Annotated in this window: 14 protein-coding genes; 2 read left to right on the forward strand and 12 right to left on the reverse strand. The window is 44.7% G+C overall.

The features are described from left to right. Positions 1 to 71 precede the first annotated feature (71 nt). From ABIA61_RS07640 to ABIA61_RS07660, 5 genes are all read right to left on the reverse strand, one after another. On the reverse strand, positions 72 to 950 hold the full coding sequence (locus tag ABIA61_RS07640; protein ID WP_283652425.1) for a carbohydrate ABC transporter permease: 879 nt from the start codon (positions 948 to 950) through the stop codon (positions 72 to 74). Positions 951 to 977: 27 nt separating this feature from the next. Continuing rightward, on the reverse strand, positions 978 to 1868 hold the full coding sequence (locus ABIA61_RS07645) for an ABC transporter permease (RefSeq protein ID WP_283652426.1): 891 nt from the start codon (positions 1866 to 1868) through the stop codon (positions 978 to 980). Between the two features lie 237 nt (positions 1869 to 2105). Continuing rightward, positions 2106 to 3788 carry a type 2 periplasmic-binding domain-containing protein gene (locus tag ABIA61_RS07650; RefSeq protein WP_283652427.1) on the reverse strand — a complete coding sequence of 561 codons (1683 nt, stop codon included), beginning with the start codon at positions 3786 to 3788 and terminating at the stop codon, positions 2106 to 2108. A 133-nt stretch (positions 3789 to 3921) separates the two neighbouring features. After that, complete coding sequence (locus tag ABIA61_RS07655) at positions 3922 to 5619, reverse strand: response regulator transcription factor (protein WP_283652428.1); 1698 nt, start codon at positions 5617 to 5619, stop codon at positions 3922 to 3924. Further along, complete coding sequence (locus ABIA61_RS07660) at positions 5594 to 7420, reverse strand: sensor histidine kinase (RefSeq protein ID WP_283652429.1); 1827 nt, start codon at positions 7418 to 7420, stop codon at positions 5594 to 5596. Before ABIA61_RS07660 ends, ABIA61_RS07655 begins: the two co-directional genes overlap by 26 nt. Between ABIA61_RS07660 and ABIA61_RS07665 the strand changes: the two genes are divergently transcribed. Continuing rightward, entirely contained in the window at positions 7421 to 7732 is a 312-nt protein-coding gene (locus ABIA61_RS07665) for a hypothetical protein (protein ID WP_404529619.1), read from the forward strand. A 20-nt stretch (positions 7733 to 7752) separates the two neighbouring features. Here the strand turns inward: ABIA61_RS07665 and ABIA61_RS07670 are convergent, their stop codons facing one another. Continuing rightward, positions 7753 to 8190, reverse strand: coding sequence for a NucA/NucB deoxyribonuclease domain-containing protein (locus tag ABIA61_RS07670; RefSeq protein ID WP_283652430.1), 438 nt, complete (start codon positions 8188 to 8190; stop codon positions 7753 to 7755). 449 nt (positions 8191 to 8639) lie between these two features. Between ABIA61_RS07670 and ABIA61_RS07675 the strand changes: the two genes are divergently transcribed. Further along, entirely contained in the window at positions 8640 to 8942 is a 303-nt protein-coding gene (locus tag ABIA61_RS07675) for a hypothetical protein (protein WP_025683436.1), read from the forward strand. A 59-nt stretch (positions 8943 to 9001) separates the two neighbouring features. On the opposite strand, the gene ABIA61_RS07680 is transcribed toward ABIA61_RS07675, so the two are convergent. From ABIA61_RS07680 to ABIA61_RS07705, 6 genes are all read right to left on the reverse strand, one after another. Beyond that, entirely contained in the window at positions 9002 to 10891 is a 1890-nt protein-coding gene (locus ABIA61_RS07680; RefSeq protein ID WP_283652432.1) for an Ig-like domain-containing protein, read from the reverse strand. A gap of 121 nt (positions 10892 to 11012) precedes the next feature. Then, positions 11013 to 11435 (reverse strand): YolD-like family protein, encoded by a 423-nt coding sequence (locus ABIA61_RS07685; RefSeq protein ID WP_044648213.1) that lies wholly within the window; start codon positions 11433 to 11435, stop codon positions 11013 to 11015. A gap of 16 nt (positions 11436 to 11451) precedes the next feature. After that, positions 11452 to 12120 (reverse strand): uracil-DNA glycosylase, encoded by a 669-nt coding sequence (locus tag ABIA61_RS07690; RefSeq protein WP_283652433.1) that lies wholly within the window; start codon positions 12118 to 12120, stop codon positions 11452 to 11454. A 275-nt stretch (positions 12121 to 12395) separates the two neighbouring features. Continuing rightward, positions 12396 to 13055 carry an S-layer homology domain-containing protein gene (locus ABIA61_RS07695; RefSeq protein WP_283652434.1) on the reverse strand — a complete coding sequence of 220 codons (660 nt, stop codon included), beginning with the start codon at positions 13053 to 13055 and terminating at the stop codon, positions 12396 to 12398. 127 nt (positions 13056 to 13182) lie between these two features. Next, on the reverse strand, positions 13183 to 14463 hold the full coding sequence (locus ABIA61_RS07700) for a glycoside hydrolase family 140 protein (RefSeq protein WP_283652435.1): 1281 nt from the start codon (positions 14461 to 14463) through the stop codon (positions 13183 to 13185). 71 nt (positions 14464 to 14534) lie between these two features. Continuing rightward, positions 14535 to 15839 (reverse strand): PTS sugar transporter subunit IIC, encoded by a 1305-nt coding sequence (locus ABIA61_RS07705; protein ID WP_404580032.1) that lies wholly within the window; start codon positions 15837 to 15839, stop codon positions 14535 to 14537. Between the last annotated feature and the right edge of the window lie 101 nt (positions 15840 to 15940).

Consider the following 15940-nt stretch of genomic DNA (forward strand, 5'->3'; position numbering starts at 1 on the left):
TCACTGATTGGCGGGTATTTGATTATGTTTTGCTGTGACACTATAAATCATCTCCTTTTAATCAATGCTGTTTACTCCTTGACAGAACCAAGCGTCATACCTTTAACAAAATACTTTTGTAAAAATGGATATACAATCAGAATAGGGGCTGCACCAATAAAAATTTGCGCTGCATTCACTGTCGTTTGCGAAAGCAACTCCATCTCTTTGGGACTCATACTCATGGAGCTCATATCCTTCTGAATGATTACCGTTTGCAGGAATGTAGCCAATGGATAATCCTTGGCATTGCTCAAATAAAGCAGGCCATCAAACCATGAGTTCCAGTGAAATACCATACTAAACAACGCAATCGTCGCAATAGATGGCATGGATATCGGCAAAAATATACTAAACAAGGTCCGAAAATGACCTGCCCCGTCAATCAGTGCGGCCTCCTCCATCTCTTTGGGTATTCCTCTAAAAAAGTTCAACATGAGGATTACCAGAAATGTATTGACCGCTCCTGGCAAAACAAGTACCCAAAAGCTGTCCATTAGATGAATCTTTTGAATAACCATATAGAATGGAACCAGGCCACCGTTAAAAATCATACTGAATACAAACAGCCATGAATATACGTTTCGGCTACGGAACACAGATGTTTCCTTTGAAAGTGGATAAGCAGCTAAGAAGGTAATGAGCAGCGTCAAACCAGTTCCCAGCACGGTCCGGAGAACAGAAATCCAGATAGAGTGCAGAAAAATAGGATTATTCATCGTCTTCTTGTAGGCTTCTAATGAAAATTGCACCGGCCACAGTCCAACCAGATTGGCGTCTGCTGCTGATTTGGCACTAAATGATACCGCCAATACATGAATCAGCGGAACGATACACAGGATGGATAAAAACACAAGCAAACAAATATTAAACACATTGAAGATGCGATATGCCGTTGTTTTATGATACATGACTCTCCCTCTTTCAGCCTCGTAGAATCAAAATATGCGGTAACCTGCCCATTTGTAAGCAAGTCGATAAGATATCAGAATGAGAACCATACTAATAACGGATTTGAATAACCCAATGGCGGTAGCAAAGCCCATTTCCCCATTAATTAAGGCTGTCCGGTAGACGAAGGTGTCAATAATATCGCCTTTTTGGTATACCAACGGATTATAAAGGTTAAAAATCTGGTCAAAACCGGCATTCAGGACATTGCCGAGTGCAAGCGTACCGACAACCACCACCATAGGAATCAACGAAGGTACAGTGATGTGTAGCGTCTGTCTCCAGCGGCTTGCCCCATCCATCTCGGATGCTTCGTACAACGAAGGATTAATGCCCGCCAGTGCGGCGAGAAATACGATGGTGTTGTAGCCAAACTCCTTCCATATATCCGACACAATGACAGTAAAGCGAAACCAGTTATTATCTCCCAGAAAGAAAATGGGCTGGATCCCGAAACTTCCGAGAATACGGTTCATAAATCCATCTGTAGCCAACAGGTCAACCAGAATTCCGCCCAAGATTACCCACGACAGAAAGTGTGGCAGGTAGACCAGTGTCTGAATGGAACGCTGAAGTCCAACCTTGCGGATTTCATTGAGCAGTATAGCAAAAACAAACGGAATCAGCAGATTGAAAAACATCTTTAATACCGCGATAATGAGCGTATTCCAGACGACCTGAAGACTGTCTTCCCGTTGAAACAAAAAGCGGAAATTGTCCAGTCCAACCCACTCGGAACCGGTTATGCCGAGCCAAGGCTTGTAATTTTGAAAGGCCATCACAATGCCGCCCATCGGAATGTAGCTAAATACAATTAAGAAAATGATGGCTGGCAGTAGCATAATATGAAATGGCCACGTACGTTGCAGACTTCTCATTGCAGTTCCTCCTGTAACTCTCATGTTATACTTCAATTATAAAGACGATTCTACTCTCCCAACAGTTCAAAAAACCAACATACATGGCACAAAAGCAATCATTTTTTAGTCTCACCCGGTGAATGAAAGTCTATCTCGCAAGCATCATTATAATGCATTCATTTCCAATTCATTCTGATAATCTGTATTAAAAAGGCTGCCCGTTTGGGACAGCCTGTTAACCCGTTTTAACTGTTATTACTTTTCAACACTTTTATACCATTCGTTCACTTCATTTGTAATTTGTTCGCCTCCGGCAGTCTTCCACGTCTGCACGAAGGTGTCAAAGGCCGAAATCGGCTGTTTACCATAAATAATTTCATTGAAGGTCTGGTTTTCAATCTTGTCCAGATAGTCCTTTTTAGCCTTCATCGTTGGCGTAGTAGGCCCCGTGAACTGATCCTTCATGGAGATGTCCTTTTGTTCCATCAACACCTTGGCAGCCGCAGGAGTGCCTTTCCCGTAATTAACCATTACATCCTTCTCCAGACGGGTCTTCGCTTCCCCGCCGTTAGCCAAGCTTAACAAAGCTTTCATTTGGGCATCAGGTATACGCGCACCATCACGAACCAGCAAATAACGAACAGAGTTTACATAACCTCCTGCTATTTTGTCGATCGGCAACAGCTTTCCGCCCGCATCCAAATCATAGTCGTAGCCCTTAAACATCCCGTTCGCCAAATCCCCTTCCGATTTGGCATTTGCAAAGTGATCAAACAGGTAATTTTGATAGGTGAAAAAAGCTTCAGGATGCTGCATTTGTTTGTTGATCAGTACGACACCATTGGTGTATTGCGTACCGTGCCGCATGGCTTTACCGTCAGGCCCTGCCGGAATCTTGATCGGCTTCCATACGGCGCCCGGCGCATTTTTGACCGTGTCCTGAAGCGGCCAGCCGCTCATCCAGTATGGGCCCGGGATCATACCTGCTGTTCCCGCGACTGTGGGTTCTGCCGTCTTATTCTCATCCCACAATGCTGCTTCCTGCGGAATATATCCCTTTTTGAGCCACTCGCTAAGCTTTTGTAAACCCGGCTTCATGCCAGGCTGCACGGAGCCATATTCCAGACTGCCGTTCGTACCTTTGTTCCACTGTTGCGGGAGTGTACCGTATGCCCCAAAAATCCAGGACGGGTCACCCATCCAAGTGTTCATGGACGTTTTGAAACCGATGCTGAGCGGAATAACTTTGTCCGGAGACAATCCGTCCGGATTTTTGTTTTTAAAAGCATCCATCACTTTTTCCAGCTCATCCATCGTCTGAGGGGCCTTCATGCCCAGCTTGTCCAGCCAATCCTGTCGTACCCACAACACATAGTCATGATTATAGGCGAAATCCAGCACAGGAATACCCATTTTTTTGCCATCCCGACTATATTGGTTCCATACGTTCGAATCCTGATTCATCGCTTGCTTCCAGGAATCCGAAGCATACTTATCGAACAACGGACCCGCTTCTGCAAACATACCGGAATCGATCATATCCTGTGCCAGTTGCTCATTCTCCGTCCCCAGTACAACGACGTCCGGCATCTCCTGACCTGAGGACATAGCCAAACGCAGCTTGGTGGCAAATGCACCATTCGTATCCGTGACAGACCAGAGTGATTTTACATTAATCCCGAATTTCTCTTTAGCCCACTTCGTCGCAACGTTATTTTCGATAGATTCGCCATTTTTAAATTTTAAGGCGGGATCTACACCCCATACTGTGGAAATTGTGACTTCCGGATTGTATTTTTCTTTGTATACGTTTTCAGTTTTAGCTGTGCTAGCCGCATTTCCATCATTCCCCGACCCTGAGCAGCCCACAAGGCCAACTCCTATTACCATAGTTGCGGCGAGCAACGACAACAGCTTTTTTTTCGAATGAACTCGCATATTGTTCCCCCTTAAAAAATCATTTTCTACTCTTTTAATTATAAGAGGGCTTTTCTACGCAGCCTATGTCACAAAATAAATATTTCTGCACCTTTCCCAACTGATCTTTACTATTCTCTTCTTGGTCTCATCTTTACTGGTCCCGAAATTCATGCGGAGTCATTCCGTAATGCTTTTTGAACATCTTACTGAAATATTGGGGATTCTGATAGCCCAATTCAGTTGTAATTTCATATATTTTTTTGTTGGAATACTTGAGCAAATAAAGAGCCCGCTCCATTCTCATTCGGATGATATAATCTCCCAGACCTTCTCCGGTTTCAGCTTTATATATTTTCGACAAATAGACCGGATGAAGATAAACCTGATCAGCAAGCGTCTTAACAGACAGCTCCTGACCTTTATCCTGGGAGATGAGCTCCTGAACCTGTTTGACCACATAGCTTTTGGCGCTTTGCTCACTTGCAGACCATTCCGATTTAAGCTTGTTCATCATGGAAAATATCCATTCCTTAAGGTTGGAGAACGATTGAACCATTTTCTGCGCATGCAACGGGTCGAAGCCCGTTTGATCCATCTGCGTAATGAAGCGCCCTTGCTTGTGTGCCGTGTACATAAAGGCGCTCGTAACCGAGATAAACAGCTCATATAAATGTTCGCGGGTATATCCTGCTTCTTCTATCTTCCCAAATACACGGTTCAACTTCGCTTCAGCTTCCTCCCATTGCCTAGACTCCAGTAGATGAGTAAGCGTAGGAGGCATATATATTCCCTCCAGCGACTTGACTGACCTGTGTGACTGTTCTGTCTGCTCATCCACAAATAGCAACGTATCCGCCTCCTCCCGGTGGTTCCAGTATAAGGATCTTATCGCTGTCTGATATGCCTTAGGCAGCTCCTCCGGGAACATAAACCAACCAGTTACCGTGACGTAAATTTCCCCTTTCAAGTAATTGCTCACATTTTTCCGAAAGGTTTCGATACTCGCCCGCAAAATACTACTATGCTCGTCCATACTAATTTCTGTTATTCGCTTCATTTCATGCTGTTCTGGGACATCATCTGATTCTTCCTTATGATGTATACCATGCTTTTCCAGATTGTTATTCCAATTTGATTCTATTAATACAATTAAGCAGTCATGTGGTGCTTTACAGTGCCAGACGTGAAAATCGGGTGCGAACACTTCTTCAGCAATATTTCCAATCGCATACTCGATTAAGGATACTGAATGATAATCCATATCAGAAAAATGCTTGCCCATCTGAATAAGCAGCATACCTGCGGGTTGTCCCGTACGTAACATGATTTCGTACTGGGATAACTTGTCCTCTATCATCTGTACAGACAAATCGCGTCCAAGTACCAAATCGTGCATTAAGTGGGTGCGCAGCACACCAAAATCCGTCCTGCGGTTATACTGTAATTGATGAACCTTATTAAAAGCTTCCCATTCTTCCTTTAGCGAATCGATGGCAGCTGATACACATTTCATAAACTCTTCATCATCCACCGGTTTTAAAATATAATCAAAAGCCTTAAGCTGAAGTGCCTTTTTAGCATAATCAAAATCGGCATAGCCTGTTAGTAGCAAACATCGGATATGCGGCCATCGTTCGTTTACCTCAACAATCAACTCCAACCCTGTCATGCCAGGCATACGAATATCCGTAACCAGAATATCAATATCATACGCTTCCAGCACATCCACTGCTGCTAATGCGGAAGCCGCTTGATGAACCCTCTCAATGCCCAGCGCCTCCCATGGAATCGTAGCCACCAGGCTTTCTGTTACATAGCTCTCATCATCTACCAGTAATATCTGAACCATCAGGTCCCTCCATTTTAACCATATTCGAATTTGACGAAGGTTTGAGCTTGATCAAGCTATTCGCCTGCTCTTCTTCTGTTAACAGCGGCCATTTTAAAACCGCGCGCAGTCCCCCCAAAGGTGACAATGAGAAGTCCAGTCCAGCGTCTTCCCCAAAATGTAATCGCATTCGTTGATGCACATTCCATAAACCATAGCCGCTTTCCTCTTCTACAGGCTTGTCAAGTGCTGATCTCAGGGATGTTATAGCCTCCCTGCCCAAACCGAGTCCGTTATCATCCACAATCAAGCACATATATAGCCCGATCTGTTCCGTTGTAATGCGGATTATACCATCCTCTGCTTGAGGTTCTATCCCATGCAGCACCGCATTTTCTATTAGTGGTTGCACTACAAGCAACGGAATCAGCAGACTGTTAGCCTGTGAAGAAACATGAATTGAAAACGTTAGCCGCGGCATACGCATCTGCTGAATTTTCAAATAATAATGAACAAACTCGATTTCCTCCGATAAAGGTACCAAATCCCGTTCCTGTCTTGTCGTATATCGATAATACTTGGACAAATTATGAGCCATTGCCACGACCGCCTCATGATTACGCAGCTTCGCCATACTTGTAATAAAAGAAAAACAATTATAGAAAAAGTGTGGATTAATTTGTGACTGGAGCTGTTTTAGACGTGCTTCCTTCACATGTAGCTTCTCAACATAAACCTTTTCAAACAGCTCCTGAATCTGTCCGACCATCAAATTAAATTGACGAGATAGGAAAGCAAATTCATGACTCCCCTTCGGACTCAATCGAACAGCATAGTCCCCATCCTTTAATCTCCGAAATGCCCGCACAAGCTGAAGAATCGGCACTTGCACCTGTGAATGAAGCAGATAAGCACCAATGAAGCCTACCAGCAGCAAGCCAACAACGGTTATATAAAATAGTCGATTAGATGTGTAAATCGGAGACATCATATCGGACAAAGGCATGTAGTCAATCAAATACCAGCCCGTCGTTTGCGAAAGAACAGCGTGAACAAGGTAACTCTCTTCTCCAACTTTCACGGTCAGATTATCAACTTCATGCAATCCCATCTTCTCCAGTTTCGTAATCAGCTTGCCTGACAGCTCTTCATTCGCAGTACGATTATAGATCACTCCTACGCCTTTTTTATAATAAAAAGGTTCCTTCCGTCCATCGCCTTTGAAACGGTCAAGCATGTCCTGAATATTGCTGCTGTCAAATTCGACCTTAATAATCGTGTTAGCGGTTTCCGGATTACCAAGTGAAGAAAACGGGGATAATGTATACAACGAAAATATGAACTGATCCTTCCCGTACATCCTTTTTTTAGATACCTGCCAGCCGTTTTTAATCATTTGCTTTAATTCTTTCTGATCATAAAAACCGGCTCCTTTTTCTGATACAACACGTCCAAGCGAAGGTGAATAAATATTCAGACCCGTTCTCCAATTCGATGAGCTTTCTTGAAGTCCAAGCTTGGTTTGGATCCGTTTGACAAGGTTAATGCCATCCAGATTGAGAGTCTTATCCTTTAAAAAAATCGCTTGAAAACTGGCTACGTCAGGATCATGAATCAGCAGATGCGGCCAGGAGGATATCATTTCAATATTCGTATTCACCTGATTTTGGAAAAAAGTCAACTGGTTATAATTAGACTGATTCAGCTCCTTACGTAACACATCTGTCGTTGTCTGGTTCGAATACACATACAGGATTAGCACAGGAATAAGCAATACGATAACGATAGAGACGATTTTAGTATAAAAATTAAGTCTTAACATGTGTTCTACACATCCTCTGCACAAAAAACAGGCATACATAAATGGTATGCCAGAGCCCTGACCTTCGTTGCCATCAGAACATACTATACATTATTAATGGTTGGCGGTGATAAAATGTTTGATGCTAAGCAAATGGAATGGTTCAATCAACTATCCGCTGAAGATCTGGCGATATTAGGTGCCGGCTTCACTACACTAGGTGATTTTTTTGCTTTTTTGGCATTGATTAGAGCCAAACAGGAGCCTAAGGAAAATAATTTTGTGGCTCTGGTTAGGGCCAAACAGGAGCCTACTAAGGGGAAAAAAAAGTAACGATACGATCTCATAACATATTATTTGACGACAAATTTTACGCGAGTTCCATCCTCATACTCATCCAATTGGTGACTGACCCATGATCCTGCCCCACGATTATCCTTAGGAGCTATGTATTTGACATTTGCACCTTTTCCACCTTCTGAGCACATAGCCATCGGCCATTCGTCACGATCGTATCCTTTACGAGTGGGAACTCCTGTAAGCGAATGCTTGCGATTCTGCTCGGCTCCTTCACGGTCAATTGTGCATATGGATGATTTCCCCGCTTGAATGGCTTCCTTGATATGCTGCGCCGTTTCAGGATAACGACCTGACGGAAATTGCAACGTAACCTGAGCCGATGAAGGCGGGTTCTCTCCTGTCGTTTTCGTAAGAAGATTGGCACCTTCAAACCAATACACGCCAGTAGCTAGCAGCACTAGAGTTATAAAACTTAACAACTTTTTCTTCAATTTTCCTCTTCCCTTCAAGCTATTCCAGTGGACAACCTTCAATCAAGGAAATCCCCGAACTTTATTTTCTATAACCCGACTCAATGAGATATCCAGCGGACAAACCCAAAGAAGGCACACCACAGGAAAAGACTGATCAATATTCCCCAAAATAAACCTTTAAAAAGCTTCATACCGCACTGACAACCTTTCCGACTGGGCTTTGCCCTATTATAACATGCCAGAAAGACTGTTGTCGCAACATGCCACGCATATATCTTAACCATAAATATTTTAATTTTAAAACATAATAATCTGAAGATAAATTGGAATCATTCCGGAAATAAGTTCATCCTATTGGAAATGACAATTGTGATATAAAAAAAATCACATTTTAATCAAAGTTTAATGAAAGTTTTCCGAAAATGATGTATAATTATTGACATAATAAAACGTACGAGGTGATCATCATGGCATTATTAAACAGAGTACAGGAGTTAAAATTGCAACTACCTAGCGAGCATCATAGCATTTCACAATACGTGGAACATGCGCTGCATTCAATTGACAGCTTTGTTGAGCAACATCGTCAATTTATAGCCGCTCAGGCTTTGTATGGTGAAAAAATTAACGGCACGGAAGAAAGACTGTTCCGAGATACCATTTCCGAGATTAAAGCTCAACTGGTGGCCACGCTGGAAAAGACGGTTGAAGACTTCTCACACAAAGGCGACAAACACTGGAAGAACCATTATCAGGACGGCGTAGAATAAGTTGAAAAATAACCCCTGGTCATTGACCGGGGTTATTTTTGCATAAGCGATCATGAAGATTATTTTAACACTCTGACAGAGGTAGCTACAGTCTTACCTTTATAAACCACTTTAATACTGGAATTTCCGTAAGCCAATGCCTTCACCTGTCCTCCGCTAACCTGTACGATAGAAGGCTTGGAGGAAGTCCATACCGCTGAACTTGTCACATTGGTAATTGTGCCTGTGTCATAAACCGCATTCACACTCAGCACATGAGAGGAACCATTAGGAAGCTTCAAGTTCTTGTTACTCAAAACCAGCTTGAGCAGCTTAGGTGTAACCTTGACCTCAATGTTAAACGACTTATTCTGGTATGTGCCCGTAATCGTCGCTGTTCCAATCCCAACCGCTTTGATGGCTGAGCCTTTTACAATCGCCACGGAAGCATTGGATGTTGTCCATTTCACTTTGTTGCTGAGCGTAACTTTTTTACCATCTGTATATGCACCGATGACCTTGACGGATTGACTCCCTTTCAAATTCATTTCAGCGCTTGAAAGGCTTGGCGTCAACGTAGAAATCGTTCCTTCTACGATGACAGGCACTTTCACATATTTATTCAAATACATGGCCTTGATTCCGGAGTTACCGCCGCTTACTGCTTTTACCTTGCCATTTCCCACTGTTACGGCCGCAGTAGTAGCCACCCAGCTTACCTGATTCGTAACATCGAGCGTTCCACCACCAGCCATTTGTGCTTTTACCGTGGGAACACTCACTTCTTGTCCTGCTACCAGCACATACTTTTTCTCGGAAGCGGTCAGCTTGAGCACTTTGTATTGCACAGTTACCGGGATATCCAGCTTGATGGCACCCAATGTAGCTGTCAATGTTGCGCTACCCGGATTCACTGCAACCAGCTTACCGTCTGCGATTTTGACAACACTTTCATTGCTCAGGCTCCACTTTATATCGGATTGTACTGCTTTTTTGGCTCCATTGACCAAGTAAGCAGATATGCTCGGAAGAGCCGTTTTGCTTCCTGTTTCGAGCGATAAGCTCGCTTTGCTTGATACCAGCTTTTCAATGGTCGGCAATACGTTGACCTTCAAGGTCTTGCTCAAGCCGTGATAGGACACAGTAATTACCGAATTTCCTGCGTCCAATGGGCTAATTTTCCCTTGCTCCACTGTGGCAACCAGCGGATTGGAGGAAGTCCATTCTGCAGTGCTGGTGACATCAGTTTTACCTCCGGTAAGGTTCACATCGGTCGCTTTGATCTGAATTGGTGAACTACCCAGAAAGACCGATTGGGAAGCGGATGGACTCAATATTAATGCCTGGGAAGAGGAACGTACATACACGATCGTTTGTGCTTTGAGTTCATCTTTGCTTGCTTTAATGTAAGTCATGCCCTTGGCAAGAGGACGAACCAGACCATCTTCCACTGTAGCCACGGACGGATTCGTGGATGTCCATTCCACATCGGATACTTTTTCTGTACCGCCCGCTGTAAGCGTACCTTGGGCAGTCAATTTCTTCGAATCTCCGCTCACCACCAGATTGATGGGACCAGATGGATCGATTTGCAGCTTGCTGTAAGGCGATTTAACCGTAATCGTTGTGCTTACCGTTTGCTGTTCATATGTGGCAACAACCTTAATTTGCCCTTTTGACACTGGAGTAATAAGTCCCTTATCTACCTTTAATATGCTTGAGTCTCCAGAGATCCATTCTGCCTTTTGTGTAACATCTTCTTTGCCCTTTTCTGTCAATGACCACACTTTTAATTGAGCGGGGTTTCCACCCAGATTAACTGCAGTCGGATTTTGACTGTCCCACTGTACCGTAGAGGTCTTGCTCTCCTCTGCCGCCTGGATCAAACCCGCTGGCAATGCTGCAAATAAAAACATCAGCACAGCAAGTAAGAAGGTACTCCGTTTGCTCATACGTTTCATACGTTCCATTCGTTTCTCTCCCTTAGTTTCAGCTCTATGAAATAGGATATAATTAACAATCCTATTACTTTATCGGTAAACAGCTACTTGATTTGAACCCTTAGGAAGAAAAAAAGGTGGATTATAACAGTTAAAGTTCTCCGTGTAGCGACCTGACCACGAACAGATGACCCTCCTTGGACAAGGTTTGTCCATCATCCAGAACGACATCGTAATCCGTGTGACTGGTCAATTTTGTGTTGTAGGCAATCAGCTGGTCTTCTTTCCAAACGGTCACCGCCGATTGAAAAAGAATGGCATTATCAAACTGCAATGGAACGCTCATCACATAACCGATAGAATTTAGCTTCGCCGGATGACGGCTTCTGCGCTCACGCCCGGGAGGGAGCATCGTAATATACGTTATATTTTCAAAAGGAATAGACAACATCTTCGGGCCTAAAATAACGCACTTGTGCGTGTCATCCCATTTTTCAATCGTGCCGCGCACCTTTTGGGTATGACCGTTGTTGCCGTGATATAAAATGACCTGACGTCCCTTCCATTGACGCATGTCCTCACCTCCAGTGCTAGCGGTTAGGAATCTCCCACCGAATCGGTTCCATTCCATGCTCCAGCAAAAATGCATTGGTTTGCGAAAAAGGCTTGCTGCCGAAAAAGCCCCTATGAGCCGCCAAAGGACTCGGATGGACGGATTTCAAAACCAAATGCTTGCTCGTATTCACAAAGCTTGCTTTCTTTTGAGCATGGCTTCCCCACAAAATGAACACTACCGGCTGCTCACGTTCATTAATCGCCTCAATAACGGCATCCGTGAAACGTTCCCAGCCTATTCCCTGATGAGATTGCGGTTGTCCTTCACGCACGGTCAGCACATTGTTCAGCAGCAGCACTCCCTGCTCTGCCCAAGGAACAAGGTAGCCCTGATTGGGAATGGGGGTGCCGAGATCATCGCGCAGCTCTTTATATATATTTTGCAGAGACGGCGGTGTACGCACACCTGGTCTTACGGAAAAGCTCAAGCCGTGGGCTTGCCCCTCTCCATGATAGGGGTCCTGCCCCAATATAACCGCTTTGGTAAGATGATATGGTGTTAATTTAAGTGCAGAAAACAAATCTTCCTTTGGAGGGTAGACTTTATGTATCTTGTATTCACGTGCTAATGTATACCTCAATTCATTGAAATAAGACTTTTCTACCTCTTCTCGTAAAACTTCATCCCAATCATTACCAAACATAACTCCCGTCTCCTCTCGATATATGGGTCCCGAAATGTTTAAACGTTTTATTCACAAAAAAATAAGCTGGTCTCCCTCATCCGGAGCCAGCTTATTTATTCGTTACCTGTGTTACATGCCGAAGGACCAGGATAGAAACCATACGATAATCAGCTACCGTTGGATCTAAATTCGATTTCCTTATTATAGCATTAACGATAATGGTGTCAAGTAACTGTAAGCCCAAATCCACACGGTACCTCATAAAAATCAAGAGGTTGGCCCAGAATAGTCGGTTAAGCCTTATGAGCTGTTAGATATTCTAGCGCGTTATACAACATAACGGCTGCTTCCGCACGTGTAATCTCACTTTTTGGATTAAACTTTTTACTTGCATCCAAGGTATTGACCTTGTATATCAGCGAACGCTGAATGCTGCCTTGATACGAAGGCTCCAACTTGCTATCATCGGCAATCGTTGCAGGTGCAATTTTGATCATCGGCAGGCTGCCTGATTTTTCCATGCCCTGAATCAGCATATGGGTGAACTCTTCCTTGGTCAGAGTTTTTGAAGGATCGATATTTTGGGGAATCTCCACGCCATTATAATGCGCGTTGATAAAGGCTTCGGCATACCATGCTGTATCCTTAACATGGGTGAACAGTCCGCTGGCCTGTGGCGCCTTATTAAAATCAATAGCGGCCAAACTAAGCTGAAATCCGCCGGAGATTAACTGAATGCCTTGGGCAGCAGTCACTTTAGAGGCGGGGAGAAACTGCGTATCAGAGACCCCTTTGAGCAAACCCTGATTTTGAAGGGAGATGATTTTATCTTTACCGCTTACGCTGTCCAAATCCTTGAACGGATTGCTCGCCGCAAACATTTGACCCCCAAAAGAGAAGGAAAGAAGTGATACTGTGGTCATGGCTGCGAATGCACTTTTTCTCATGTTCATGTCAAGTTCCACCTTGTAGTTGAATTAGGCCGCCCGGCCATTAACAACCTCTTTGACGTAGTACAGGTTGGAAAGGTTGCAAGCGATCTAACAGAGATTCGGATGAAGATTGCGGAATGATCAATTCTTATCTTTTCACACCAATCAGGATGACATCCCCCTCAAAATTATGCATATCGATAACCGTTACATTGTCCTGGAACGCTACCGAAGCTGCTGCAAATCGGCGGTATTCCAGGTCGATAATTGTAAACTTGTATTCTCTAAGATCGGCGTCTAGCTTCAGGACCGTGTTTACAGGCACGTAAATAGCAATTTTTTCGAAGCCTCTGGTTGAGGCAACTCGAATCTCTTCCGTGTTCTTAAGTACTATGTTCCAAGGTTGCAAATCTATCAATCCGTACATCTGAAACAGCCACTTCGCAAATCCATAATCCCACGCTCCCTCAAATTTAAGGGCAGCCTGCCACTCATAGGGGCTGTCAAAACCTTCCCCGGTAACTCCGAAGCGTTTCCCTTTTTTGTGCCAGCTCCATATTCCATGTGCTCCGTAGGTTACGCCGGCTCCCGCACCGGACAAAAGACTTTGCCATGCAGCTTTACGCACGTCGGCACGGCCGAAACGACCGTATTCTCTCCGGCTGTAACCCATCATCTCGTAGCAAGGTTCCGAGTTCAGCACAGGCCGTGTTACCCGCTTGTTGTAGAAGTCCAACGCCAAGGCGTAAGCCTTGGACTGAAACTGCGAATTGTGACCTGATTGGTACATGTAAAAGTCCAAATTAGGATCGTTAATGAACTCATCCGGCACCTCCGCCAGTCTCCCCTGAATGTGCAGAGTAGTCAAGCACTCCGGACTATGCGTCTTCACAACGTGAAGTGCAGTGCGATAATACTCGTTCGCTCGCTTTGACGGGAAGTCGGTATCCCCGCTCACGATATAGATAGGGTGGTACTTTGAGAATCGGTCTGCTGCATAACGCACATACGGTTCCACCGCCTCCAGAGGCATGTTTTTCTCATCACGAAGCTTGGCCGCCCAAGTATCCGGGATATAATTACACCAAAGCAAGACCAGCGCGGGTACAAATCCCTTGCTCACTGCCATCTCGACCATAGTCTCCGCCCTGTCAAAATAGTCTGGATTCAGTGAATAAAAATCGTAGCTCCCGTCCTCAATCTGTGCGAACGGTTCGTGATCCAGATCACTGCCGCTGGCATCCCACTGACGCAACAAATTGATTTGCAGAACATTAAACCCCTGGCTGCTTCTGTAGTCAAGATAATCAGCCCATTCCTCCAGTGAGATATTGGTAAATGCGCTCCAGACGGTATCCGCCAGATAAAAAAATGGAACTCCTTCATTGACAAAGTAACGTTTGTTCTCCGCTATGCCAAGCTTGATCATACGGCTTCCCCCTTATTGCTGTAATGACAGAAAACGGCGAACAGTTCGCCGCTTTCCGTTTTATTGCTCATTTATGAAGTAACGATACTTGCTTGGGCTCCAGCCGTTCCCTCCTGTTCTGACTTCTCCTGTGCTTCGCGTTCCCTGTTCAACGCTTGTTTATCAAGCGTTCTAAAGAACGGATAGTAAATCAACATACAAACGGGAATGAGCAAAAGCTGTGCAGCAGCAAGTCTCCAGCTCCCCTCAATAAAGCCCAGAACAAAAATCGGAGTGCCAAATGCCGGGTAAATTCCGATGGGTGCAGGCAGCAAGCCCGCAGTTGTCGCAAAATAACCGAGGACGGCGCAGACGATAGGAGAAATGATAAACGGAATAGCCAGGAGCGGATTCAAAACAACTGGAATTCCGAAATTGAGTGGCTCGTGAATCGAGAAGAAAGTCCCCGGAAGGCCGAGCTTGCCAATCGTGCGTAATTGCTTGCTCTTGGCCAAGAAGACCAGCAGGAGAGCGAAGCCCAGCATCGGCGCATAGTTTGAGAAGATATACCAAAAAGCCAGCCCGATAATGTTCGGTAGCGGAGCTCCCGCCTGGAAAGCGTCGAGATTGGCAAGATCCAGGCTCATCCAGATCGGTTTGACGATGGCAAGCGTTACGATTGCACCGTGGATTCCGAACATCCAGAGCACCTGCATAATGATGAGGGCGACAATCATAGCCCCCAGTGATCCACCCAGTCCTTCCAGTGGCACTTGCAGATAGGTATAAATAAACTCATGGACCGTACCGAATGACGTATGCATGAACAGACCGGAAACAATAACGAATACCATAGCTACGAGTATCGCCGGAATTAATCCTGAGAATGTTTTGACAACGGTGGGCGGTACTCCTTCGGGCATTTTAATGGTCCAGTTGCGATCGACAATCCAGATATACAATCGGGAAGCCAGCAAGCCAACCAACATAGCAACAAACAAACCCTGCGCACCGAGCCACTGAAGTGGAAGCGCCCGGACTTTATCGAATGTTTGAATCGGCGTCAAAATAAGAAACGAGAGCAGTGCCGTTGCTGCGGGAATCAGCGGGTCCTTGTCAAAAGCTTGCGCCAGTCTGTAGGCGATGAAGAAGACTGCATAAAGGGCGATGATGCCAGTTGTCATCGTCGATCCTAATCCGATAATACCCTTGATCGGTGCAATGAGGTTCTGGTAAGGCTCCCAGGCAAGTGCGGAAAAAAGGGTCGAAAATGCCCCGATAACCAAAAAAGGAAGGGTGGACATTAGTCCATTTGAAATAGCGCTCATATAGCGATTTTGCTGAATTTTCCCAGCGTATCTTTGCAACTTATGCGATAGTTTTTTTTCGTTAGCCATTTTCCTTCAACTCCTGCTTTAGACTTTCATCTGTTGAACAATAATATAGAGAGCGCTTCCATTTAAGGAAATCACATTTTTTTACCCATGGAAACTTGTGA

Source organism: Paenibacillus sp. RC21, assembly GCF_044907935.1.
GTDB classification, from domain to species: Bacteria; Bacillota; Bacilli; order Paenibacillales; family Paenibacillaceae; genus Paenibacillus; species Paenibacillus terrae_A.